The organism is Chitinophaga nivalis, from assembly GCF_025989125.1.
Lineage (GTDB): Bacteria > Bacteroidota > Bacteroidia > Chitinophagales > Chitinophagaceae > Chitinophaga > Chitinophaga nivalis.
Map to the genome: position 1 here is coordinate 63,967 of NZ_JAPDNR010000001.1, position 26,306 is coordinate 90,272.

The 26,306-nt window shown below is 45.6% G+C and carries 21 protein-coding genes and 1 tRNA gene; 13 read left to right on the plus strand and 9 right to left on the minus strand.

Annotated features, from left to right (window positions below; all coding sequences use genetic code 11):
- Positions 1 to 378, minus strand: a complete 378-nt coding sequence (locus OL444_RS00295; protein WP_264735253.1) for a response regulator — start codon at positions 376 to 378, stop codon at positions 1 to 3.
- Positions 378 to 4,376: a response regulator gene (locus OL444_RS00300; protein ID WP_264735252.1), complete on the minus strand. Its 3,999-nt coding sequence runs from the start codon at positions 4,374 to 4,376 to the stop codon at positions 378 to 380. Before OL444_RS00300 ends, OL444_RS00295 begins: the two co-directional genes overlap by 1 nt.
- Positions 4,377 to 4,575: 199 nt before the next feature.
- Between OL444_RS00300 and OL444_RS00305 the strand changes: the two genes are divergently transcribed.
- Complete coding sequence (locus tag OL444_RS00305; protein WP_264735251.1) at positions 4,576 to 4,950, plus strand: response regulator; 375 nt, start codon at positions 4,576 to 4,578, stop codon at positions 4,948 to 4,950.
- Between the two features lie 266 nt (positions 4,951 to 5,216).
- Positions 5,217 to 7,505 (plus strand): tetratricopeptide repeat protein, encoded by a 2,289-nt coding sequence (locus OL444_RS00310; protein ID WP_264735250.1) that lies wholly within the window; start codon positions 5,217 to 5,219, stop codon positions 7,503 to 7,505.
- A gap of 76 nt (positions 7,506 to 7,581) precedes the next feature.
- Here OL444_RS00310 and OL444_RS00315 read toward each other — a convergent pair whose 3' ends face one another.
- Positions 7,582 to 7,989, minus strand: a complete 408-nt coding sequence (locus OL444_RS00315; protein WP_264735249.1) for a VOC family protein — start codon at positions 7,987 to 7,989, stop codon at positions 7,582 to 7,584.
- 58 nt (positions 7,990 to 8,047) lie between these two features.
- Complete coding sequence (locus OL444_RS00320) at positions 8,048 to 9,271, minus strand: ROK family protein (RefSeq protein WP_264735248.1); 1,224 nt, start codon at positions 9,269 to 9,271, stop codon at positions 8,048 to 8,050.
- A 296-nt stretch (positions 9,272 to 9,567) separates the two neighbouring features.
- Here OL444_RS00320 and OL444_RS00325 point away from each other — a divergent pair.
- From OL444_RS00325 to OL444_RS00345, 5 genes are all read left to right on the plus strand, one after another.
- Positions 9,568 to 9,649 (plus strand) — tRNA-Leu (locus tag OL444_RS00325).
- Between the two features lie 219 nt (positions 9,650 to 9,868).
- Positions 9,869 to 11,248, plus strand: a complete 1,380-nt coding sequence (gene tig, locus OL444_RS00330) for a trigger factor (RefSeq protein WP_264735247.1) — start codon at positions 9,869 to 9,871, stop codon at positions 11,246 to 11,248.
- A complete protein-coding gene (locus tag OL444_RS00335; RefSeq protein WP_264735245.1) occupies positions 11,238 to 11,939 on the plus strand; it encodes an ATP-dependent Clp protease proteolytic subunit in 702 nt (233 codons plus the stop codon). Before tig ends, OL444_RS00335 begins: the two co-directional genes overlap by 11 nt.
- Before the next feature lie 197 nt (positions 11,940 to 12,136).
- On the plus strand, positions 12,137 to 13,384 hold the full coding sequence (gene clpX / locus OL444_RS00340; RefSeq protein WP_264735244.1) for an ATP-dependent Clp protease ATP-binding subunit ClpX: 1,248 nt from the start codon (positions 12,137 to 12,139) through the stop codon (positions 13,382 to 13,384).
- Positions 13,385 to 13,505: 121 nt separating this feature from the next.
- Positions 13,506 to 13,844 carry a hypothetical protein gene (locus OL444_RS00345; RefSeq protein ID WP_264735243.1) on the plus strand — a complete coding sequence of 113 codons (339 nt, stop codon included), beginning with the start codon at positions 13,506 to 13,508 and terminating at the stop codon, positions 13,842 to 13,844.
- 575 nt (positions 13,845 to 14,419) lie between these two features.
- Here OL444_RS00345 and OL444_RS00350 read toward each other — a convergent pair.
- The 5 genes from OL444_RS00350 to porX form a co-directional block, all read right to left on the minus strand.
- Positions 14,420 to 15,559, minus strand: a complete 1,140-nt coding sequence (locus OL444_RS00350; protein WP_264735242.1) for an acyl-CoA dehydrogenase family protein — start codon at positions 15,557 to 15,559, stop codon at positions 14,420 to 14,422.
- A gap of 12 nt (positions 15,560 to 15,571) precedes the next feature.
- The gene (locus OL444_RS00355; RefSeq protein ID WP_264735241.1) at positions 15,572 to 16,492 is read right to left on the minus strand and encodes a ComEA family DNA-binding protein; all 921 of its coding nucleotides are present in this window, start codon (positions 16,490 to 16,492) and stop codon (positions 15,572 to 15,574) included.
- Positions 16,493 to 16,560: 68 nt separating this feature from the next.
- Complete coding sequence (locus OL444_RS00360; protein ID WP_264735240.1) at positions 16,561 to 17,322, minus strand: MBL fold metallo-hydrolase; 762 nt, start codon at positions 17,320 to 17,322, stop codon at positions 16,561 to 16,563.
- Between the two features lie 24 nt (positions 17,323 to 17,346).
- Entirely contained in the window at positions 17,347 to 17,733 is a 387-nt protein-coding gene (locus tag OL444_RS00365) for a hypothetical protein (protein WP_264735239.1), read from the minus strand.
- A 55-nt stretch (positions 17,734 to 17,788) separates the two neighbouring features.
- Positions 17,789 to 19,342: a T9SS response regulator signal transducer PorX gene (gene porX / locus OL444_RS00370; RefSeq protein ID WP_264735238.1), complete on the minus strand. Its 1,554-nt coding sequence runs from the start codon at positions 19,340 to 19,342 to the stop codon at positions 17,789 to 17,791.
- 345 nt (positions 19,343 to 19,687) lie between these two features.
- Here porX and OL444_RS00375 point away from each other — a divergent pair, with 345 nt between their 5' ends.
- The 6 genes from OL444_RS00375 (at position 19,688) to OL444_RS00400 (ending at position 26,274) form a co-directional block, all read left to right on the plus strand.
- The gene (locus OL444_RS00375; protein WP_264735237.1) at positions 19,688 to 20,914 is read left to right on the plus strand and encodes an HD domain-containing protein; all 1,227 of its coding nucleotides are present in this window, start codon (positions 19,688 to 19,690) and stop codon (positions 20,912 to 20,914) included.
- An 86-nt stretch (positions 20,915 to 21,000) separates the two neighbouring features.
- A complete protein-coding gene (gene lpxD, locus OL444_RS00380; protein WP_264735236.1) occupies positions 21,001 to 22,050 on the plus strand; it encodes a UDP-3-O-(3-hydroxymyristoyl)glucosamine N-acyltransferase in 1,050 nt (349 codons plus the stop codon).
- Positions 22,051 to 22,092: 42 nt separating this feature from the next.
- A complete protein-coding gene (locus OL444_RS00385; RefSeq protein ID WP_264735235.1) occupies positions 22,093 to 23,508 on the plus strand; it encodes a bifunctional UDP-3-O-[3-hydroxymyristoyl] N-acetylglucosamine deacetylase/3-hydroxyacyl-ACP dehydratase in 1,416 nt (471 codons plus the stop codon).
- A 5-nt stretch (positions 23,509 to 23,513) separates the two neighbouring features.
- Positions 23,514 to 24,314 carry an acyl-ACP--UDP-N-acetylglucosamine O-acyltransferase gene (gene lpxA, locus OL444_RS00390; RefSeq protein ID WP_264735234.1) on the plus strand — a complete coding sequence of 267 codons (801 nt, stop codon included), beginning with the start codon at positions 23,514 to 23,516 and terminating at the stop codon, positions 24,312 to 24,314.
- Positions 24,298 to 24,915, plus strand: a complete 618-nt coding sequence (locus OL444_RS00395) for an ABC transporter ATP-binding protein (RefSeq protein ID WP_264735233.1) — start codon at positions 24,298 to 24,300, stop codon at positions 24,913 to 24,915. The genes lpxA and OL444_RS00395 overlap by 17 nt, the downstream gene beginning before the upstream one ends.
- A gap of 87 nt (positions 24,916 to 25,002) precedes the next feature.
- On the plus strand, positions 25,003 to 26,274 hold the full coding sequence (locus OL444_RS00400; protein ID WP_264735232.1) for an MFS transporter: 1,272 nt from the start codon (positions 25,003 to 25,005) through the stop codon (positions 26,272 to 26,274).
- Positions 26,275 to 26,306 lie beyond the last annotated feature (32 nt).

A 26,306-nucleotide genomic window follows, 5' to 3' on the forward strand; every position in this document is an offset into this window, starting at 1 on the left:
TTACTTGGATAAATATTGCTGTATCTGAATCAGTAATTCATCTACATCAATCGGTTTGGAAATATAATTATCGGCCCCTGCTTCCAGGCATTTCTCCCGGTCGCCTACCATGGCTTTGGCAGTAACCGCAATGACCGGCAGGGTGCTGTTTTTTTCATTGGCCCGCAATGCTGCAATGGTCTCATAGCCGTCCATATCAGGCATCATTATATCCATCAGCACCACGCCTATCTGGTGCTCATTGTTCAATATCTGTAAGCCTTCTGCAGCCGAGGTAGCTGCCAGACAGGTAATATTTCTGGAACGTAATACCGCCCGCAGGGCAAAGATATTACGGGTGTCATCATCTATAATCAATACTTGTTTCTGTGCTGTCATTATTTCATGCCTTTATCGTATAACCATACCCGTAGCAAGGAAAGTAACTGATCAATATCCACTGGTTTTGAAATATAATCCGAAGCTCCTGCTTCCAGACATTTCTCCCGGTCGCCCATCATTGCTTTGGCCGTAACGGCAATCACCGGGAGGTATTTCAGGTGCGGTTGCTTCCGGATAGCTGCTATGGCGCCATAACCGTCCATTTCAGGCATCATCATATCCATCAGTACGATATCTACTTTTTGTTCTTTTAACTGTTCCAACGCTTCATTGCCATCAATAGCCGGCAATACTTTCATCTGGTGTTTCTCCAATGCTTTCGTCAGAGAAAAAATATTCCGCACATCATCATCTGCAATCAATACAGTTTTGTCCTTCAGCACTTCATTCAGCATAGCCATCTTGTTATTACCACTCTGAGCTGCTGTTTTCTGTTCTGCCACCAGGTGCAGAAACAACGATACTTCATCCAGCATCCGCTGATAGGAATGCGCCGTTTTTACCACAATAGAATCCGCATACTGCTTAATGCGTTGCTCTTCTGTCATGGAAAGACTTTTACCCGTGAAGATGATAATAGGAAGATTTTCCAGGCCTTTGATTTCTTTTACCCTTTCCAGTGCTTCATATGCCTGCTGATCGGGAATGCCCATATCCAGGATAACGCAATCCACATCCTTTTGTTGCAGCAGCGTTACCCCTTCATCTACATTATTGCTGATCTCTGCACTCACCTGATAGTTACCCAGGAAATAGGCCAGGGCCTTGGCATGCTTGGCGTTTTCCTCCAGAATTAATACTTTTTTGGTAGACCGTTGCAATACAAATTCCATCTTCTCAAAAATCAACTGCATGCTTTCTGCAGTCACCGGTTTACTGATGAAATTCACGGCGCCTTTCTGCAGACTTTCTTTTTTCGCTTCCATGGAAGACATGATATGCACGGGAATAGGTCTCGTCAGCGGATCGCTTTTCAGTTCTTCCATTACCTGCCAGCCATCTTTCACCGGTAACTGTATATCCAGCAGGATACCAATAGGCTTATACCTGCGGGCCAGTTCTGCCGCTTCATCACCCCGTACCGATACCACCCCTTTGTAACCGCGGGTGTGGGTAAAGTCCAGCAATGCCTTCGCAAAATACCGGTCGTCTTCTACAATCAGGATCACCGGATTGCCGGGTTGGATATTACCGCGGTCATCAGCTACCGCTTCCGGTATAACTGCAGCCAGATAGTGATTATTACCGGGCAATATTACCGGATCGGGCACTTCTGCCGGTGGCAGGTCGAAGAGACCATCCGTAACCGGCATTGGCCTGGGTGTTATCGGAATGATGAGCGAAAACGCGCTTCCCTCATTGCTTTTGCTATATAAAGAGAGCTGACCACCCAGGAGCTTCGCCAGCTCCCGGCTGATAGATAAGCCCAAGCCTGTTCCCCCATATTTCCGGCGGGTAGAACCATCTGCCTGCTGGAAGGCTTCAAATATTACCTGTTGCTTTTCTTCCGGAATACCGATGCCGGTATCTTTTACCGTAAACCGGATCGTATCGGGTGTATCACCGGGCTGTGCTTCCAGCGTTACCGCTCCTTTAGCAGTAAACTTCAATGCATTGGACAGCAGATTTTTCAATATTTGTTCCAGTCTGTTCTGATCTGTTTCAATACTGGCCGTTACGCCTTCTCCGATCAGCTGTTGCAGCGCGAGTCCTTTTTCACGGGCCATCGGTTCAAACAGCGACTGCATATTGGAGAAGATCGTTTGCACAGTTACCAGGCTGAATTCGAGATCCATTTTGCCGGATTCTATTTTCGACAGATCCAGGATTTCATCAATCAATGTCAGCAAACCGGTACCGGAGCTATTGATTACCTGCGCATATTCGATCTGGTCATTACTCAGATTGTGTTCATGATTTTCAGACAACAACCGGGATAACAACAGGATGGAATTCAAAGGTGTGCGCAACTCATGCGACATATTCGCCAGGAATTCTGATTTGTATTTGGTACTGATAGCCAGTTCTTCTGCCTTTTTATGAATATCCAGGTTGCGCTCTATGATGATCTGATTTTTTTCTTCCAGTAACCGGCTTCTTTCTTCCAGCTCTGTATTGGATTGCATCAGTTCTTCCTGCTGTACCTTCAGCTCTTCCTCCGATACCTGCAGTTTCTGTGTTTGTGCCTCCAGTTCTACGTTGAGACTTTCCAACTCACTATGCTGTGCCTGCAGCTCTTCTGCCTGCGACTGGGTTTCTTCCAGCAGTTCCTGCAGGCGAACACGGCTACGGGTGGTTTGCAGGGCAATCGCAATTTTGGCAGCAGCCTGTTTTACAAAATCCAGTATATGATCCGAAAAGGCAAATAATGATCCTATTTCCATCACACCTTCTCCGGTGTCGGCATGTATCAATGGAATAATGAGTACATGACCGGGCTGTGTGGCCGAGGTAGCACTGGCAATATGCAGAAAATGATCGGCAACATCCCGCAGGTATAAAGGCTCTCCTTCCAGCATGGCCTGTCCCAGCAATGTTTTTCCTTCTTCAATCACCTGCGGCGCCGGATATTCGGCCGAGAGGGCAAATCCTGCCGCGAAGTGCAGCAGTCTGGCATCTTTGATATACAGTACCCCTGTTTGTGCCCCGGCATATTGTACGATATCCCGCAGGGCATCATAACTAAGGGTATGCAGGTCTTTTTCTCCCAACAGGGTTTCCGTAATCCGGTTCAATCCGGATTGTACCCATATTTTCTGCTCGTTGTTGCGACGGAAGGTTTTCAGATCTACCGCCATTTGCACGATGGCATTGCCCAGTACATCGTTGGTACTACGGGGGGTTACATCAATATTGAAGTTTCCTTTACCGATACTGTCGGCCGCATTGGCCAATTCCTGACTGGTGGTGTCGATGGTGGCAAAAGAGCGGGCCAAGCTCCCGATCGCATCTTTCGTAAAAATCTCCGGCGCCACACCCGTCTCTCCTTTTGCAATACGCACGGCTGCTCCCCGCAACAGTTCCAGGCTGTCGGCAATGGACTTGATAGTGAATAACACAAATACCATTACCAATATTACAATCAGTGTCAGGAATATCAGGTATTCCGTTCTGAGGTCACTTTCTTCCTTATAAATTAATCGGGCGTCCTTACTGACCCTTTCTATAATACCCTGCTGTAATTGCTTCACCTGATCCACGGCGCGGGAGGAGTTATCCCACCAGGCATCGGCATTGAACAACGTATCAATTCTGCGGGCGCTGATAGTAGCACTGACGAAATCCCGGGTGATGGTAAATTCGGTAGTGGCTTCCATTTTGTTGAACTCCTGCACAGTACCGGCAGAAGCCTTATCCAGGAACTCCGCACGCAGCGAGTTGTACATGTCGTTATTATCTTCTATACGCGCAAAGTCTTCCGGCCACACTTCCTTTTTCAGCATAAAATAATAAATATCCATGCGGATAACACCCTGATAGGCGGCCATCTGCGCCAGCAGGTATTGGGCATCCAGATCCTGGCGCAGGAGGTGCAGTTTTTTAGTATCCGGCGTATTGGTACGGGCGAGGTTGTTCAGGCGAAAGATCAGGTTGGAGTAATAATCCAGTACTTCCCGTTGCGGAATACTTCTGGTGTCGATATCCTTTCTTTTTTTAGGCAGGGTATTCAGGAGGGAGTACTGAAAAAAGTGGCTGTCATTCGCCAGTAATTTACCTTTCACAGCATTAATAGACAGATCTGTTTTACTCCGTTGTGTCAGCAGCTCGTTGGTGCCGGTATTCTGTAGTACATAGTTGACGCTGTAGCGGCGTTCCATATGAATTTCATCTGCTACACGCATAATGGTGGTCGCATTACCCACCTGCTGCAACAGCCTGTCAATACTTTGGATATCTTCATTCTGTTTATTAAAAATCTGAATACCGAACCATATAAGACAAACAAGTGGTATAATGGCTATCAACAACAACTTCCGGGGTAAAGGAAGCTGCATAAAAAAATTTTTCATTCGCCTGAGCTTGTTTAATTTGCTAAAAGTATCTGTGCCAATACTGCACCATTACGGGATTTAAATACTATCCTGTTTAAACGCAGTAAGTTAAGCTGAATTATAATGATAAGAAAATAACAACAAAATCATAAATTTGCGTCTATTCAAATTGATTATGCGTAATAGCTGTAAATATAGCTCAGTGCTTTTAATTGACGATGATGTAGATGATAGAATGATATTCGGCGAGATATTAAAAGAGCTGGTACCTGACATTATTTACAATGAAGCCATCAATGGAGAAGATGCATTAACCAAACTGGAAAGCAACCTCATTCCTGATATTATCTTCCTGGACCTCAACATGCCCCGTGTGGACGGCAAACAATTCCTGGCGGAAATACAGAAAATGGATCACCTCAAACATATTCCTATCATCATTTACAGTACGTCATCGCACGAATCCGACAGGCGGGAGACACAGGAGCTGGGCGCTGCTTATTTTCTTACCAAACCCAACAGTCTGAAAGAGTTAAGCAACATCCTGACTGGTATCCTGCACCAGCAACCCCTTTAAAAAACGGGGTCCCGCAAGGATTTGCGAGACCAGCTGTTTAAACATTGTTAAGACATGTTAATTTGAACCCTCATATGCCTGATGCATACTTTCACGATAAAGATGAATATTAAATCGGCAAGAACTGTTAATCAGATCTAAACGCGTTTAAAATTCTTTGTTATCCTGTCTGTAACAACCAGCTGTCCCTGTATCCGGCACTATCCTATAATTTATTTAGCATCCTGCACCAATATTAATAAATTGCACGTCCTAATCAGCTGTATATGAATTTAGACGAATCAGAACGGTTATATAACGAACAGGCCTACACGGAAGCTGCAGCCAAACTGGAACTATATCTGGAAGAAACACCAGCCTCTCCACAGGCATGGCATCTGCTGGGACTTTGCCGGCTGGAAATTGCCAAAGCAGCTGATACCCGCGAAGAAGCCATGGTAACCTATGAAGGGGCCTATACTGCTTTCAGCAATACCTTGTCTTTTGACTCCGCTCACGTACAGGCCAGGGTACACCGGGCCTATATGGGCGCCAATATCATGGAAGATAAATTGGAGGTAACCCTCAGTGATTGTGCTGTTTTACTGGAAGATGGTAATGAAGAAATCATGACTAAAGCCCTGTTATACCGTTTTCAGGTATACGTGCTGCAGCATGAAACAGAAAAGGCGCTGGCCGATATGCATCGCAGCCTGGAAATATACACCTCGTTGTACGACGACGACCTGCCACAGCTCAATGTAGCCCGGTTTCAATGTCACACCCGTATTGGCGATGTATATTATCATATCGAAGATAAACCTGCCGCGCTGGCACATTACAAGCAGGCATTTCAATATACCGTATATAACAACCGGACCCTGTCTACCGCATATTTTGCACTGGACATGGCCGACTACGACTTTGCCGCCAACCTCCTGCATGTACTGATCAGCAGCGGAGAAAATGAAGACGAAGACATCTTACGCCTACTCAAAAAAGTAAAGGAATTACTGGATGAAGGTGTACAACATGCTGCACTGGCAAGAGAGTTTTGCTGGGGTACCACCGATTTCTGGCAACAGTTTTATGGGGAAGATGAGGATGAAGGTACGCTGGAACAGATCTCCACCGGAAAACGTTTTATGACGCAATACCCGGAAGAAGCTTATTTCTGCCACTATACCGCCACTGCTTTCTTTAACATAGGCAGTTACCGCGAAGCGCTTCCTTACTATGAGAAAGCGCTGGCCATCAGGGCTTATCCCTCTTCCATAGCCCGGTGGTATTATGCCAGTTACAAGGTAAACGAACAATTCCCGGCCAGCTGGCCGGATGCCACCTACGATATTCCATACGACTGGTATTCTGCCGGCGTCATCTACAGTGAAATCCTGCAGCTGGAAAAAGACCCGCATGCAAAAGAGGTATCGCTGCAACTGAAAAAGTTCCTGTACAAAAAAGCATTCGACCTGTATACCGCCTATTGGCATAGTAATACCGGTAATTCCTGGGCCGGGCATCCACATCATTTTGCGATGTGTTGCAACAACTATGGCATTACCCTGTATGAACTCGGCGAATTTGAAGAGGCTACCCGGATACATACCATTGGTTATGCCATGTCGCCTTTCTGGGAACAACTGGAATCCAGGGCGGATGCCTGGCATAGCCTGGGCAAGGCAGCAGAAGCCATCACCGACCGGAAGGCTATCCTGGAAGATTTTTACAGCTACCTGCCCCTCATGTATTATGTATCCATTCATGAGCGGATCATCGAAGACCTCACCCTGCTGGATCGTCATGAAGAAGCGCTGGAGCTGTATAATAAAATACTCGAAGAATATGATACCTGGATTTCCACAGATATGCAGGAACTGGAGACCTACGATCAGGAAACCATCATCTACAATATAGACCGTATTAAAACCGGCCGGGCATTTATTAAAACCGGCAGTGCAAACGATTTATCGGAACGCATCCGCGCACTGGAAAAACACCTGGAAGAAAAACCGGACGACAGTGATGCCTATTTTAACCTGATGTACCTGTATTTCGATAATGCGCAATATGAACATTGCATCGGGGCTGTCAATAATCGTATATCCATTGGCGGTATCAAAAAATTACCGGTCGTATCTCAGATGAAGATCTACTACTTCCGGGGCAAGGCTGCCCTGAAACTGGGTCGCTACGCTGCTGCCATCGCAGATATGCAGCAAACACTGCAGATCATGTCGGAAGGTGATGAATCGGATAACTCTGCCAACAACCGCCTGGGCGTATATGCTTTTTTAGCAGAAGCCTGCCTGGGAGAGAAAGACTATCAACAGTGTATTCATTTCGGAACACAGTGTGTGGATATGTATACGGAAATGAACTGGAGCTGGGATGCGGAAGCATCCATATTCCGCTACAATATGGCGCTGGCCTATGAAAGCATGGGGAATATACCGGCCTGTAAAAAGATGATTGACGAAATCGTTAAAAATGATCCGGGCTACCAGCCGGCTTTGCAAAAGAAAAATGACCTGAAAGGCGGTGGCATATTTTCGTTTTTCAGGAAGAAAAAATAAATGACAAAGCATATAAACATGACGGATACACGAAGAATAATAACATGCACATCCGTCATGTTTATAGCTGCATCAGTTATTTACTGAGATTTATCAGCCACTGCACGCCAAACCGGTCTGTCAGCTGACCATACCGCAACGCCCAATATGTTTCCTGCATTGGCATCGTAGTGGTACCTCCCTTCGACAACGCTGTAAAAAAATGTTCTGCTTCTTCCACAGAAGTAGCCTGCAAGGCCAGTGTAATGGCATTGCCCAGGGTTACCGGCTGTCCCATAGCCCCATCAGAGGCGAGCAATACTATGCTGTCATTTTGCAGCATGGCATGCATTACCTGAGGGTGTATTTCAGGAGGTACCTGGTCTTTCATAGGAGAATCTCCCATGGTCGTGATATTTAATTCTCCTCCGAGTGCTTCTTTGTAAAAATGCATAGCCTCCCGGCAATTGCCATTAAAGATGAGGTAAACATTCGCTTGCGCCATAAAATATTTTTTGGGCTAGATGATGGAATTAATCAGGCGGATAATAACGTTGGCAAAACTAATTGATGAGGACTTTATTCCTTACCAGCAAACAGGCGCCTATAATACCCGCCCGTTCACCCAGTTTCGACATTTTGAGCTGTGTATCGTTGCTCACCAGACTTTGAGAATATTTTTTCATGGCACTTTTGATCGGCAGGCGAATATGATCCTGTGAAGCAGCCAGGCTGCCGCCCAGTATCACCAGTTCCGGGTTGAATATATTGATCAGCAAGGCCACGCCCCGGCCCAGGTTTTCCCCCACCTGCGCAATGAGTTCTATGGCCAGCATATCATCGTGGTTGGCAGCCTGGATAATGTCCTGCAGTTGTATTTCTCCTGCAGAAGCATGTATACGGGCCATCACGGAAGAAGCGCCAGCTGCCAGTTTTTGCCGGGCCATCCTTACCAGCGCCCATCCGGAAGCCTCTGTTTCAAGGCAACCTCTTTTTCCACAATGACAGATAATATCGTTATCGAACAGGGGAATATGTCCAAACTCTCCACTGTAGCCGGATTTACCATAATACAATTCCCCGTTGATCACTACCCCCATCCCGATACCATAATCCATATTCAGGAACAATACATTCTTTTCGCCGTTGACCACATCCGAGCAAAACTCGCCGTAGGCCATGGCCCTGGAATCGTTTTCCACAAATACCCGGATGCCTACCTGGGCTTCTATTAATTTATTCAGGGGTTTACCTTCGAAATTAAATACGCTGTAGTTGAAGCCGGTGCTATAGTTGATACGGCCGGAGATATTGATGCCAATACCCAGGATCTTGGATTTGGGTACGGTGAGTTCCACAATAAACTGGTTGATCAGGTTACAGAGCTGATCCAGCGATTCCCGGGTGTTATCCAACTCGTAGGGTAAAGCTTCTACCGTAGATACCAGGTTTTTATGCAGATCTGACAGGCCCAGGTTCAGGTGATCCTGTTTTACGTCTACGCCTATGAAAAAGGCCGAATCGGGTACCAGGCCGTACAGGTTAGGTTTACGGCCGCCGGTAGACTGTATTTTACCATAATCCTTTACAAGTCCGTCGCGGATAAGGTCGTTCAATAGGGCCGTTACCTTGGGAGTACTCAGATTCAGCTCTTTACACATATCCGCTATCGTAGCGTTGCCGGTATTGGCAAAATAAGCCAGGGTGGCTTTCTTCAGGTGAATATTCTTATAGGCTACCCCGGTCAGATTCTCCCGGTTTAATTCGTCAAAAAAGGTTCTGGCCATGTAGGTTGATCGTCTTTTAGTAGTAACAACCTCCAATTTAAGCACGTTCGGGTTATTTTTAGCAGTTACGACATAATATTTCCCGCCGGTGCTCAAAACCGGGCCTGTACTGGATATGTGTATTTTTTACCGGAAGTGGTGCGGGAATATAACTTATCTTATAAATGATTTTGTTAATTCACAAAAAATAATACCTTTGCAATCCTTTTTGAGCAGGAAAGGCAGCTTTTTTTTATGTATTTTCGCGCGACGCCGGAAGGCGGGTGCAACTTTTCAAGTTCTTTTAACAACTATTACCGGGTGTGGTGAAATTGGTAGACATGCCAGACTTAGGATCTGGTGCTTCACGGCATGGGGGTTCGAGTCCCTCCACCCGGACTTTTTTTATATTATGTGGCAATGTGTCAATATGGCAACGTGATAATGCACCGCTCTTCCTCACCTTCATTGTCACTACAGCCCTATTCTGACGTACGCTCACCTGATTTTTAAAAATTCTTTTCCTGCCATTCCTTCTTGCCGTTGTGACTTCATGGCAGAAAAACCAAACAAGGAATCATTATTGCTTCATAAAGAACATTTTTATACAATTCAATTATGGCAACCGTTACCAGAGAAAACATTGGTTTATTGAACGATAAGATCACTGTGAAAGTGAGCCAGGAAGATTACCTTCCTAATTTTGACAAGGCAGTAAAGCAGTTCAGCAAAAATGCCAACATACCAGGCTTCCGTAAAGGAATGGTACCTGCAGGTATGGTTAAGAAGATGCACGGTCCTGCTATTTTTGGTGATGAAATACTGAAAACAGTAGAAAAAGAACTGATGACCTACATCCAGACAGAGAAACTGGAACTCTTCGGTCAGCCGCTGTCGCTCGATAAAGAAGCGAAAGACCTGGATCACAACAATCCTGCTGAATATGCATTCCAGTTTGAAGTAGGTGTAAAACCAACTTTCAGCGTTACTCCCCTGGAAAACAATAAAACCACCCTTACTAAATATAAAGTAAACGTTACCGATGAAATGGTAAACGATGAAATTCAGCGTTTACAACTGAAAGGCGGTAAAACCACTGAACCGGAAACCATCACTTCAGAAGATAACGTCATCAACGTTACTTTCAATGAATCCGATGCTGCCGGCAACATCGTGGAAGGTGGTATCACCAAGGAAAATGCCCTGCTGGTGAAATACTTCACCCCTGCTATCCAGGCAGAACTGCAAGGTAAAAAGAACGAAGACAGCATCGTATTCCAGCTGGCTACTTCTTTCGATGAGCAGCGTCTGGGCTGGATCCTGAAAGATCTGGGCTTCGAAGCTAACGATAAAGATGCAGCACAGAAATACTTCAAACTGACCATCACTAAAGTAGGTCTGATTGAAAAAAGAGAACTGAATGAAGAGTTCTTCAAAGAAGTTTATCCTGCGGATAACATCACCACAGAAGAAGCTTTCCGTGGTAAACTGAAAGAAGAAATCGCTAAATACTGGGATTCTGAAAGCCGGAACCACCTGCACAACGACCTGTTTGAAGTGCTGGTACATGAAACGCCGATGGATCTCCCCAAAGATTTCCTCAAACGCTGGCTGCAGGTAGGCGGTGAAAAACCAAAAACCGCTGAAGAAGCCGAAAAAGAATTCCCGAGTTTCGACCACCAACTGCGCTGGACGCTGATCAGCGATAAACTGGTTAAAGAAAATAAACTGGAAGTTTCTTTCGAAGAACTGAAAGAAAATGCCAAACAAAAAGTATTAGGCTATTATGGCGGCGCTGCTGCTGATGGTGCTGAATGGTTAGACAGCTACCTGGATCGCCTGTTACAGGATGAAAAATTTGTAGACCAGACTTACCGTGAAATGATCACTACCAAGCTGTTTGACTGGGCTGAAAGTAAGGTGACCATAAAAGAAGAGGAAATCAAAGCAGAAGATTTTGTTAATTTACCTCATAAACATCACCATCATGAACATTAATAACGAATTCAGAAAATATGCCATCCAGCATCGTGGAATCAGCAGCCTGGTAGTAGATAGCTATGCTAAAAGTCACCAGCTCCATAGCCTGACTCCATACATCCTCGAAGAACGCCAGTTGAATATGCAACAGATGGACGTTTTCTCCAGGCTGATGGCTGATCGTATTATTTTTATGGGGGAACCTGTAAATGATTATGTAGCCAACGTAATCACTGCACAGTTGTTATTCCTGGAATCTGCCGACCGCAACAGGGATGTACAGATGTACATCAACAGCCCTGGCGGTAGTGTATATGCTGGCCTGGGTATCTACGATACCATGCAGGTAGTATCTCCTGAAATCGCCACTATCTGTACCGGTATGGCCGCCTCTTTCGGCGCTGTATTGCTGGTAGCCGGCGCCAAAGGCAAACGTACTGCCCTGAAACATGCCCGTATCATGATTCACCAACCTCATGGCGGTGCAGAAGGTCAGACTTCCGACATCGAAATCACTGCCCGTGAGTTTGTGAAACTGAAAAAAGAGCTGAACGAAATCATTGCTTCCCACTGCGGTCAACCCGTGAAAAAAGTGGAAAAAGACTCTGATCGTGACTATTGGATGACTGCTGACGAAGCGAAGGAATATGGCATCATCGATGACATCCTCCAGAAAAATCCTAAGAAACAACTGGATACGCCACAATAAGCAACTATCTGCAAGTAAAGCATAAGCTGTTGAAGCGAAGATATTAGCGATTTTTCATAGATATCGCTGATGTCTTCGCTTCAACGCTTTATGACATCCTGCTGACAGGGGTCCTTTCAGCTTTTTAGTGTAAATTTGTAACCCTGTAATATGATTACAGACAATGATAGTTTCGTAGAAAAATAATCTGTTCCGAAATGAAAGAATCTAAAATTCGTTGCTCTTTTTGTAACCGCCCCAAAGAAGAAGTGCAGATACTGATCGCGGGTGCAGAAGGACACATATGTGAAAATTGCGTTTCCAACGCACAGGAAATCATCGATCAGGAGTTATTTGCTCCGGGGAAAAAAGCTGCTGCCGCTGCCGCCGCTCCTGCTTTCGCGCCCAAAGTATCCAAACCTAAAGACATGAAGAAATTCCTGGACGATTATGTAATCGGTCAGGATGATGCCAAAAAAATTCTGGCAGTAGCTGTATACAATCACTATAAAAGACTGAATCAACAGGTAGGTGATGATGAAGTGGAAATTGAAAAATCCAACATCATCATGGTGGGCGAAACCGGTACCGGTAAAACCTTACTGGCCAAATCTATCGCCAAACAATTGAACGTACCATTTGCTATTGTGGATGCTACCGTATTTACCGAAGCCGGTTACGTGGGAGAAGATGTGGAAAGTATCCTGAGCCGCCTGCTGCAGGTATGTAACTACGATGTGGAAGCTGCTGAACGGGGTATCGTATACATCGACGAAATTGATAAAATTGCCCGCAAAAGCGATAACCCTTCCATCACCCGTGATGTAAGCGGCGAAGGCGTGCAACAGGGATTGCTGAAGCTCCTGGAAGGTACAGAAGTACTGGTACCTCCACAGGGCGGCCGTAAACACCCGGAACAAAAGCTGATCAAACTGAACACCCAGAACATCCTGTTTATCTGCGGTGGTGCATTTGACGGTGTAGAAAGAATTATCAGCAGAAGAATCCAGACGCACTCCATCGGTTTCACCGTAAACAAGGAGAAAGAAGAGGAAAACAGAAAACAGATCCTGCGTTATGTAAATTCCCAGGACCTGAAATCCTTCGGGCTGATTCCGGAATTGCTGGGCCGTTTGCCGGTAGTGACCTACCTCAACTCCCTCGACCGGGAAACACTGAAATCTATCCTGACTACGCCTAAAAATGCGTTGATCAAACAATATAAGAAACTCTTCCAGGTAGAAAATATTGACCTGCAGGTAGCAGATGATGCGATTGAATTCATTGTGGACAAAGCAATGGAATACAAACTGGGAGCACGTGGACTCCGTTCTATCTGCGAAGTGGTGCTGAGTGATGCCATGTATGAACTGCCTTCTGCCAATGAAACGGCTTTCCTGCTCACCAAAGAATATGCCCAGGCCAAACTGGAACAGTCTACCCTGATCAAACTGAAAGTAGCATAAGGAATTTAAAATAAGCAACAGACATTACCCGCGGAAGATGGTTTATATCCATCCCGCCGCGGGTAATGTTGCCGCTGAAATTTATACTCCTCTTAATATCTCACCATTAAAACCACTATTTATGCAGGAACTTATTCAACAGTTACAGGAAAAAGCGGGACTCACAGCCGAACAGGCAGCGCAGTCGATTACCGTGATTAAAGAATATGTAAAAGGTAAGTTACCTCCTTTTATTGCCGGCACTGTGGATAACTGGTTTTCCAGTATGTCTGATAAGGCAGGCACTAAAAAAGAAGGTTTGATGGATCAGGCAGGCGACTTCCTGGATAATGCCAAAGATAAAGCGGAAGACTGGGCCACAGATGCTAAAGAAAAAGCAGAAGACTGGCTGGAAGAAGCAAAAGACAAAGTATCCGGCCTTTTTAAGGACAAGGATAAAAAAGAAACACCTGAAGCATAATCGCAGAGGGCCAACCGGTCAGTACCGCTAACTAACAGATATTTGCACCCTTTTATACAACCGTATGAAAGGGTGTTTTATTTTCAAGAGGTACTGCAGCCATTTTACAGCCCTTTTAAAGCCTTCATTGCCACAACGGGCTTATTGTACTGATGGAAATACTTAAACTGGATATTAAGGGATATAATGCTTGAAAGGAAGGGATCCTTACAGCTGATGAGGGCCATCAAAAATCATAACGTGGATTACAGGTTGTAGATAATTTTAAAACTTCTTTGCAAACATTCCAACAATCTCTTTCGATTCCGGTATAGAAAAGCACCCTACAAGGGGTGCTTTTCATGTGTGTAAAAGTTTTTCAAATCTTTCTCTGATTTTGTGTTAAGGTTGATAAACGGTAAAGAGTGATGAATTAACCCAAATTTAACGTTCCTTTTGCAATATTTCATAACACTAAAGGGGTAATATTTCATTTTTTTGTCAAAAAAGATGAATGGTTTGCCACTTCACTTTTTTTACATTAAAAATTTACCACCCTTACAACCTTATAAAAATCAACTATAAAAATGCTATTCTTATCTTAATGCTTCTCTTGCTATTACGATTTTCTGGATTTCAGAAGTTCCTTCTCCGATAGTGCACAGTTTGGCATCCCGGTAGAACTTTTCTACAGGAAAATCTTTGGTATAGCCATAACCACCGAAAATCTGTACGGCGTCATTGGCCACTTTCACAGCCACTTCCGAAGCATAATACTTAGCCATAGCAGCTTGCTGCGTCATTTTTACGTGGCGGTTCTTCATATCTGCTGCCTGCAAGGTAAGCAGTTCCGCTGCAGCTATTTCGGTAGCCATATCCGCCAGCTTAAAGGAAACACCCTGGAAATTGGCAATCGGCTGATCGAACTGATAACGTTCTTTCGCATACTTCACGGCAGCATCCCGGGCGCCTTTCGCAATACCCAGCGACAAGGCCGCAATGGAAATACGGCCGCCATCCAATACTTTCATAGACTGGATGAAGCCATCTCCTACAGGTCCCAGCAGGTTGGCTGCAGGTATCCGGCAGTTATCAAAAATCATCTCAGCGGTTTCAGAAGCCCGCATACCCAGTTTATTTTCTTTTTTACCACCACTGAATCCCGGTGTACCCCTTTCCACCACAAAAGCACTCATCCCGTGACTGTCGCGTACATCGCCGGTACGGGCTATCACTACTGCCACATCCCCGCTCTTACCATGCGTAATCCAGCATTTGGTACCATTGATCACCCACTCATCGCCATCCTGCACGGCCACACATTTCATATTCATCGCATCAGAACCGGTATTGGGTTCTGTCAGGCCCCAGGCGCCAATCCATTCGGCAGTAGCCAGTTTAGGCAGGAAACGCTGTTTCTGTTCTTCATTTCCAAACTGCAGGATATGGCCGGTACATAAAGAGTTATGCGCCGCCACACTTAAACCGATGGCGCCACATATCCGGGCTACTTCACTCACCACTGTTACATATTCCAGGTATCCCAGTCCACTGCCGCCATATTGGGTAGGTACCAGTACCCCCATGAGTCCCAATGCGCCCATTTTTTTGAACAGTTCTACAGGAAATTCCTGTTGTTCATCCCATTCCAACACGTGTGGTAATATGTTTGTCTTTCCGAAATCACGGATCATTTGCGCAATCTGTTGTTGCATCTCCGTTGGCTCAAAATTCATAAACGTGCGGGTTTAAAGTTTGATCACAATGTAATGTTCAATTTTACGATAAATAATTTCATCTACCAACGGTAGGCCACGCAACTCTTCTACCTGCCTGAAACCCGCATGGGTATTGCGATATGCTACGATCAGACGGGCCAGTTTATAGCGTATATATGGGTGAGCTGCCAAAGATTTTTCATCTGTGAGGTTGAGGTCTATTTTTTTTAGAGATCCATTACCGATCCGTAAAAAAGGTTGAATTTTTTGAAATGTAGAATCTGGCAATCCGTAACACTCTGCTACCTGTCCTACCTCATAAAAGCCACCTAACTTCTCCCGGAAGGCAACAATACGGCGGGCGAAGCCCGGGCCAATACCCGGTAACGATTGCCAGGCAAGGGTATCCGCAGTATTAACATCAACAGGCTGTCCGGTCTTTTTGTGCGAATAATGAAAAAAGCTGTCCCGTAATGGTAGTCTATTCCGCTGAAACCCCGCCTCAGTTAAAGGTTCCCGCTTTTTATCCATTGCCGGAATGCGAACATAGGGCAGCAGCCGGGCACACAAATCAGGTGGAATACCATAGATCCGCTGCAGGTCGGCCGGTTGCCGGAAACGCCCGCCTTTGGCCAGATAACGCTGAATGGTCTGTGCCGTACGTTCACGTATCCCCAGCTGTTGCCAGCCGGCCACCGGTAAAGTATTGGGATCAAAATAAAAAAGTGCTTCCACCCTGGCTGCTGATGTATCAGGATGCGTGGCGTATTGTGCTTCAAAGGCCTGTACCAATGCTTTAAAATCGCTGGTATCGGTAACGGGTACACGCTGCCAGTAAAAGAGCCATACCGGTAAACGGCTGGTCAGCAAGATAAATATAATCAACAGGAAGACACCGGTGCGTTCTGCCCGGGAAAACCGGAACCAGGCTTTTACAAAAGCTTTCCACATGGGGGTTAACATTTCTCCCAAAAATAAAATGTCGGAAAAAGAAACCGGTTAACAGAACCTAAACAGCATTATATTTCTATGGTCAGGCTGTCGTAAGCCAATGCCATACCGGCAGGCAATTCTTTAGACACCTCATCATGCAGCCCCAGCTGGTGGCTGATGTGCGTAAAATACACTTCGGGAATTTCCAGTTCGCGCCCCAAAGCAATGGCTTCTTCCAGGGTAAAATGGGAAATATGTTTTTCGCGGCGGAGCGCGTTCACTACCAGCACTTTGGAGCCACGGATCTTGTCCTTTTCTTCGGGTGCAATAAAATTGGCATCTGTGATATAGGTAAAATCGTGTACCCGGAAACCCATCACCGGCATTTTATAATGCATAACCTGTATAGGCGTGATCGTTAGTCCGTTTATATCAAATGGCTGGCCATCAATGAGTTTCAGGTTTATTTCCGGGATACCGGGATATTTGAAATCCGCGAATGCGTAGGCAAATTCGCGCATGATAACATGCTGGGTAAATTCAGTAGCGAAAATATCGATGGAACTTTTCTGAAAGTAGTTGAAGGCACGGATATCATCCATACCAGCAATGTGATCTTTATGGGAATGGGTGATCAATACAGCTTCCAGGTGCTTCACATTTTCGCGTAACATCTGGTAACGGAAATCAGGGGTGGTATCCACTACAATGTTTCCTGCAGGGGAAGCAATGAGAATGCTGCTCCGTAAACGTTTGTCTTTTTTATTGGCGGATAGGCAAACTTCGCAACCACAAGCTATGACCGGTACGCCCTGCGAGGTGCCTGTTCCTAAAAATGTAACTTTCATCCCGATATCGTTTGTCTGTTTAACCTAAGCTGTTGTTTCCTCCTCCGTATCCGTATCTGCCGCAGGCGTATCTGTATCTGTTGCAGTTGCATCCGGATTTTCCGCAGGTATATCTGTATCTGCCGCAGGCGCATCTTCGGCCGGGGGTTTACTGGCCAGGATCTGTTTGTACAGCTTATGTGATTCAGTGGTCAGCAGGGCTTCCTCCAGTGGCAGGGAAGATAAAATATCTATCAGCGTATTGATACGGCCTTCAAGATTCAGGAATTTATTAATGACCACCACCTTCTTGTGCTCCAGGATACAATAACCGGAGTTGAAAGTACCTTTTTCGAAGCGCAGTACATATTTGGCATCTTCAAAAACCTTTTCCAGCTTCGTCAGGTTATTAGGCGTGATTTTAATATTCATGCCGCAAAAATAGCAAAAAGCGGGAAGCGGAAAGCGTATAGCTCTCCGCTTTCTGTTATTTTGAAACCATGTGGGCTACCGGTACAATCATTTCCTCCAATGAAATACCGCCATGCTGGAAGGTATTACGGTAATAATTGACAAAGTAGTTGTAGTTGTTGGGATAACACAGATAACCATCGCCTTTGGCAAAAATGTAAGAAGAGTTCACATTCGGTTTCGGCAATCCGGCGTCACGGGGATCTCTGAATGCCAGTACTTCCTTCGCTTCATAGTTGAGATTCCGGCCGTGTTTATAGCGCAGATTGGTGGTGGTTTGTTTATCTCCGATCACCTTCACCGGCGTTTTTACCCTTACACTACCATGGTCTGTAGCAATAATCAGATTGATTTTTTTCTCACTGAGGCGTTTCAGGGCCTGGTGCAACGGACTGTGTTCAAACCAGCTGGCGGTAATAGAGCGGTAAGAGGTTTCATCACTGGCCAGTTCTTTCAATACCTCCATTTCCGTACGGGCATGACTGAGCATATCCACAAAGTTATACACCACGATACTGAGCGGATAGTCGAGCAGGTTATGGATATTATTCAGCATATGCTGGGCATCTGCGTGGTTCGTCACCTTGGTGTAGGAAAACCGGGTATCCATTTTCAGTCGTTGTAACTGCTGGGCAAAGAAATGTTCTTCATACAGGTTTTTCCCTCCTTCTTCATCATCATTTTTCCATTCCTGCGGGAATTTGTGTTCAATATCAATGGGCAGCATACCCGCGAAAATGGCGTTGCGGCTGTATTGCGTACTGGTAGGCAGAATGCTGTAAAAGGTATCTTCTTCCACCAGGCGGAAAGATTCCTGCAGGATAGGCATAATCGCCTTGTACTGGTCCAGCCGCAGGTTATCGATCAGCAGAAACAGGTTGGGCACATCCGGATCCAGGGCAGGTACTATTTTATCCCGGAAGAGCGTATGCGACATCACCGGAGCTTCTTTGGCTTTCGGGTGAAGCCAGTCAGAATAGTTTCTGCTGATAAATTTGATGAATTCCGTATTGGCTTCTGCTTTCTGCGTATTAAACACCTCCAGCATTTCCGGGCTGTTGGTTTTGGTCATTTCCATTTCCCAGTATACCAGTTTCTTGTAGATATCCATCCATTCGTTGTAGTCCGGGCTGGAGCTGAGTGCCATAAAGAGAGAGCGGAACTCCTGCTGATAGGCAATGGTGGTTTTTTCGGCGACCAGTCTTTTATTGTCGATGATTTTTTTGAGCGATAATAATACCTGATTGGGATTTACCGGCTTAATGAGATAATCCGTGATCTGGGAGCCAATCGCATCATCCATAACGTTTTCTGCTTCATTCTTGGTGATCATCACCACCGGGATTTGCTGGTCTATTTCCTTGATTTTGGCCAGTGTTTCCAATCCGGTGATGCCAGGCATCGATTCATCCAGCAATACCACATCCACTACCTGTTCTTTCAGAAATTCCAGGGCATCATGTCCGTTCGTGAGGGGGGAAACACGATATCCTTTGCTTTCAAGAAAAATAATCTGTGATTTTAATGATTCGATTTCGTCATCTACCCATAGTATATTTATCTGACTCATAGTGCTGATTGAAAGGGTTCAGAAAAAAAGAAAATTACCCTATTTTTTTGTCAAATATCATTCCCTGCAGGCGTTGAACAGGTAATTATATGTTAAAAAAAGGGAGGGGCATTAAAAACCTCACCGGAAAAAGCGGGGCGGGCGCTAAAGTTATTTACCTTCGCATGCATAGCTTTTCTTACCTGTAACCTACCGGCTGCTTATACTTGTAATAGGGGTTTTGTGGACGTGGAACGTCTTTATAAGTAAAAAAAATACATATAATTAATTCATGGTGTAGTTTTGCATACTGGCACAGAAGATTCTGGCGGTGCATGCCCGGCCGGAATCGAATAACTAACTGCAATGACCGAACGCAAGCGAAAAATTGTTAATGATCCGGTGTATGGCTTTATTACCATAGATCACCCGTTGATTTTTAACCTCATATCACATCCATATTATCAGCGGCTGCGCCGGATACACCAGATGGCGCTGGCTCACCTGGTATACCCGGGTGCCATGCATACCCGGTTTCACCATAGTATGGGGGCGTATCACCTGATGTGTATGGCCTTGCAGGAGTTGAAAAGTAAAGGTGCCGACATTACCCCGGAGGAGGAAGTAGCCGCTAAAATGGCTATTTTATTGCACGATATTGGCCACGGCCCCTATTCCCATGCACTGGAAAACGGGATCATAGAGGGCGTTTCCCATGAAGCCATCTCCCAGTGGCTGATGGAAGAACTGAACCGGCAGCTGGATAACAGCCTGCTACTCACCCTGGATATCTTCAACGGACGGTATCATAAAAAATTTTTACATCAGCTGGTGTCCAGCCAGCTGGACGTAGACCGGATGGATTACCTGAACCGCGACAGTTTTTATACCGGCGTAGCAGAGGGGACCATCGGGTATGACCGTATTATAAAAATGCTCACTGTGCATAACGGGGAGCTGATGGTAGAAGAAAAGGGGATTTATTCGATAGAGAAATTTATTATCGCACGCCGGCTGATGTATTGGCAGGTATACCTGCATAAAACGGTGCTGAGTGCGGAAAATATGCTGGTAAAGGTGCTTACGCGGGCAAAAGCCCTGGCGCAGTCCGGACAAAAACTGTTTTGTTCGCCTGCACTGGAGTATTTCCTGTATAATACCGTTACCCAAAACAACTTTGAGAGAGAACCGGATTGTTTACGACTTTTTTGCTTGCTGGATGATTATGATATTATGGGCGCCATTAAAGTATGGACAGAACATCCGGATAAAGTATTGTCACTTTTATGTAAATGGTTGATAAACAGAAATTTATTCAAAGTAGTACTTAGTCATGAGCCTTTTGACGGCAGTGCAGAAAAATTACTGACGCAACAGGTGGCACAAAAATGGGGGATAAAAGACGCCGATATGGGATACTTCGTTTTCTCCGGCGCCGCCACCTTACGGGCTTATAACGTTAATGATGAAAAGATCAATATCCTTTTTAAAGACGGCACTGTAAAAGACATTTCTTCTATCGACAATGCACTGATTAGTCATACGCTGGCGATACCGGTAAAAAAATTCTACATTTGTCATCCAAAAATCTAGGCTAACAACGTTTTACAAGGAATAAAATGTTAAAAAATTAGTTCATACTATCCGGTGTAGCCTGGAAAACATTACAATTTTAAACTATGCAGTTTAGCGCATTACAATTAGCTACCATGTTAGATGGTAAGCTGGAGGGAAATCCGGACGTTAAGGTGAGCAACATCGCCAAGATTGAAGAAGCTGGCGAAGGTATGCTCAGTTTCATTGCCAATCCTAAGTATGAAGAGTTCATATACACCACAAATGCTTCCATTCTGATCGTAAATGAGAGCCTGGTCATAGAACGTCCGATCAATTCTACCCTGATACGGGTAAAAGATGCCTACAGCAGCTTTGCCCTGTTATTGGAGCAATACCGGTACCTGACAGGTAACAAATCCGGCATTCAGCAGCCATCCCATATTCCGCAAACGGTAAAAATGGGGGAAAATGTGTTTGTGGGTGCATTTGCCTACCTGGGTGAAAATGTAGTACTGGGAAATAACGTAAAAATATATCCTGGTGTATACCTCGGCGACAACGTGATTGTGAAGGACGGGGCCGTTTTATATCCGGGTGTAAAAGTATACGATAACTGCATTGTAGGCAGTCGGGTGATCCTGCACGCAGGTTGTGTGATTGGTGGAGATGGCTTCGGATTTGCCCCGCAACCGGACGGTTCCTATAAAAAGGTTCCTCAGATCGGTAATGTGGTGATCCATGAAGATGTGGAAATTGGCGCCAATACCACCATTGACCGGGCGACCATGGGGTCTACCGTGATCAGAAACGGCGTAAAGCTCGATAACCTGATTCAGGTAGCCCACAACGTGGACATAGGTCCTAACACCGTTATCGCCGCTCAAACCGGTGTTTCCGGCAGTACCAAAATCGGCCAGAACTGCGTAATCGGCGGCCAGGTAGGTATGGTAGGACATATCCAGATTGCCGATGGCACCAAAATCAATGCACAAAGCGGTTTGTCTAAGTCTATTACTACGCCCAACACGTCTCTGACGGGTTCGCCGGCCTATGATTATAAAAGTTCGCTGAAAAGTCAGGCAATTTTTAGAAATTTGCCGGATCTTGAAAAGCGCGTGAAAGAGCTGGAAGAGATGGTAAAACAGCTGTTACAGGAGAGAGCAGGTGTATAAATTGGATTACTAGTCAAATAGTTACATATTAGTTACATTATTATGGAAAATCAACAGTTGCAATACCAGCATACCCTTAAAGGGGAAATTTCCCTGTCGGGTATTGGCTTGCATACAGGCGCCCATGTTAATATGACCCTGAAACCGGCTTTGCCTGGTCACGGGATTAAATTTCAACGGGTAGACCTGCCGGGACAACCAATTGTAAAGGCCGACGTGGATTATGTGGTGGAAACAACCCGCAGCACTACCCTGGAACACAATGGTGCCCGTGTAAGTACGGTAGAGCACATCATGGCAGCACTGGCCGGAACAGGCGTAGATAACGTACTTGTAGAACTGGATGGCGGAGAAATTCCCATCATGGACGGTAGCTCCCAGGCATTTATTGAAGCTATTGAAAAAACAGGGCTGCAAAACCAGGATGCCAAAAAGGTATATTACACTATCGATACCAACATCAGTTACTATGATGAGAAAAAGAAGGTAGAAATGGTGGCAATGCCAGCTGTTGATTACCGTATCACCTGCCTGATCGACTTTAACTCCCCGGTACTGGGTACCCAGCACGCCAAAATGAAGGGAATAGAAGAATTCCGGACGGAAATTGCTCCCTGCCGTACCTTCTGCTTCCTGCATGAACTGGAATATCAGTTATCCCTGAACCTCATTAAAGGTGGCGATATCAACAACGCCATCGTAGTAGTGGATAAACCGGTAACCGAAGAAGAACTGGCCCGCCTGGCCAAAGTATTTAACCGCGACCAGATTTCCGTACAGAAAGAAGGTATCCTGAATAATATTGAGTTACGCTTCCCCAACGAACCGGCACGTCACAAACTGCTGGATGTGGTAGGCGACCTGGCATTGATTGGTTACCCTATCAATACCCACATTATTGCTAACCGTCCCGGACATGCTTCCAACGTGGAGTTTGCCCGTAAGATCAAAGCATACATCAAAAAGAACAAACACAATAAAGACCTCCCGGTATACGATCCCAACCAGCCACCGGTATTCGATACCGCACGTATCGAAAGAACCTTACCACACAGGTATCCGATGCTGCTGGTAGATAAAATTATTGAACTGGAAGAAGAGAAAGTAGTAGGTATCAAGAATGTTACCTTCAACGAAAACTTCTTCCAGGGCCACTTCCCTGGTAACCCGGTAATGCCGGGCGTTCTGCAGCTGGAAGCACTGGCACAGGTAGGGGGCATCCTCGCCCTGAACCGGGTACCGGACCCTGAAAATTATGATACTTATTTCCTGAAAATAGACAACTGTAAATTCAAACAGAAAGTTCTTCCAGGGGATACCATGATCCTGAAAATGGAATTACTCAGCCCCATCAGAAGGGGGATTGTAGAAATGCGGGGGACAGTATTTATCGGCAATAAAGTAGCTACTGAAGCCGACATGATTGCACAAATTATAAAAACAAGAGAAGGCAAATAACAGCAATGATCCACCCGCTTACATACATACATCCGGACGCCAAAGTTGCGCCTAATGTAAAAATTGATCCTTTTACCGTTATTCACAAAAATGTTGAAATCGGTGAAGGCACCTGGATAGGCTCCAACGTTACCATTATGGAGGGAGCCCGTATCGGCAAAAACTGCCGCATATTCCCAGGCGCTGTTATTTCTGCCATCCCCCAGGATTTAAAATATGCGGGTGAAGAAACAACCGTAGAAATAGGTAACAATACCACCATCCGCGAATACGTTACCATTAACCGGGGTACCAAAGACAAATGGAAAACCGTTATCGGTAACAACTGCCTGATCATGGCGTACAGCCACATCGCGCACGACTGTGAAGTAGGTAACTACTGCGTATTCTCCAACAATACCACCCTCGCCGGCCATATTACCGTAGGCGATCACGTGGTACTGGCGGGTATGGTAGCCGTACAGCAATTCTGTAAAATCGGCGACCACGCTTTTGTTACCGGTGGTTCCCTCGTTCGTAAAGATGTACCTCCTTTTGTAAAAGCTGCCCGTGAGCCACTCTCCTACGTAGGTGTCAACTCCGTAGGCCTGAAAAGAAGAGGTTTCTCCCTGGAGAAAATCAATCATATCCTGGATATATACCGCGTGATATTTGTGAAGGGGTACAAATTATCCAAGGCTACCAGCATCATCGAAGCAGAATTTCCTGCTACAGATGAAAGAGATGAAATACTTTCTTTCATCCGGGATTCCGGCCGTGGTATTATGAGAGGTTATACATCCCGTACCAATGACGATATCTCTTGAACAAACCGGTAAGCGTTTCAACTACGATTGGATCTTTCGTCGGGTTACGTACACCTTCCACGAGGGAAGCCGTTATGCCATATTAGGCCCCAACGGCTCCGGTAAGTCTACTTTATTACAAGTTATCAGCGGTGCCATTCAACATAATGAAGGCACCGTTTTATACCATACTCCGGAAAAACCCATCGCTCCCGATGCGTTTTTCCGGCATTGTGCCATTGCTGCTCCTTACCTGGAGCTGATTGAAGAATTAACCCTCACCGAAACCATCCAGTTTCACCTGCAATTCAAAAACTTCCTGCCCGGTATTACGCCGGAACAAGCCATGCAACTGGTAGGACTGGAAAAAGCCGCCCACAAACAAATCCGGAACTTTTCTTCCGGCATGAAACAACGTATCAAACTGGCGCTGGCTATTTTTTCGGATGTACCTGTATTATTGCTGGATGAACCCTGCACCAATCTGGATGCTGCCGGCACGGCGCTTTACCAGCAACTGATCCGGGACTATGGCGGCAACCGCCTGATCATTGTCAGCTCCAATGATGAACAAGAGTATTTTATGTGTACAGAACATATCCGTATCCTGGACTATAAATAACCGCCATCTCCGCACCTGCATCTTATTTTAATAACATCGCTTGTTATCATATTTAAATTGTGTGTATTATCTTCGTCAAAAGCTGATATGCAAACTGCCGGTAAAAAAGTGATTAACGGCTGGGCCATGTATGACTGGGCCAACTCCGTATACAACCTGGTAATCACTACTACTTTTTTCCCTATTTATTTTCTTGCTGTCACCGATGAAAAGGTGTCTTTCCTGGGACTGAAATTCGTCAATTCCGCCCTGTACAACTATACCATGGCTGCCGCCTTTCTGCTGGTAGCTATTGCCTCTCCTATCCTGTCGTCTATTGCGGATACGCGAGGCAATAAGAAGAACTTTCTGCGTTTCTTTACCATATTGGGCTCGCTCTCCTGCAGTGCGCTTTATTTTTTCGATAAAACCAATCTGCCATTAGGCGTTATTGCCTTTATGCTGGCTACCATGGGGTATTGCGGCGGACTCGTATTCTACAACTCCTACCTGCCGGAAATTGCCGCACCGGAAGACCGCGATCGCATCAGCGCCCGGGGCTTCAGTATGGGTTATATTGGCAGTGTACTCCTGCAGCTCATCGGGTTTGCCCTCGTTATGATCAAACCTTTTGGGATGGATGATATCAAGCCGGTACAAATTACTTTCCTGCTGGTGGGTATCTGGTGGCTGGGATTTGCCCAGATTACCTTTGCCCGGCTGCCCGCCACCCGTCCGGTTATCGACAAACATTCCGCCGGCGCCTTTACAGAAGGGTTTACAGAATTGCGTAAAGTATATGCCCAGGTAAAAGTGATGCCGGTACTGAAACGGTTCCTGCGTGGTTTCTTCTTCTACAGCATGGGCGTGCAAACCGTGATGATGGCTGCCACCATCTTTGGCAGCAAAGTACTGCACCTGGCAGCCGATCAGTTAATCGCCACAGTGGTGATTATACAGGTAGTAGCCATTCTGGGCGCCTGGAGTATGGCCAGACTGTCCGGCAAATTCGGGAATCTGCGTGTATTGATTGCCGTTGTAATCCTGTGGATCGGCATTTGTTTTGCCGGCTACAAAATGCAGACAGCTTTTCATTTTTATATGCTGGCAACAGCCGTAGGTCTCGTAATGGGCGGTATTCAATCTCTCAGCCGTTCTACCTACGCCAAACTGATGCCCGAAACCAAAGACACGGCTTCCTTTTTCAGTTATTATGATGTAACCGAAAAGCTGTCTATTGTAATCGGCATGTTTTCCTTCGCCTACATTGATGACCTCACCAATAATATGCGCAACTCGGTACTGGCGCTGATGGTGTTTTTCGTCATCGGATTAATATGGCTAATCTCTGCCCTGCTGAAGCAAAATCAAAAGCGGTAGATATTTAGTAATTTAGTTAGCAAATAGCTAAA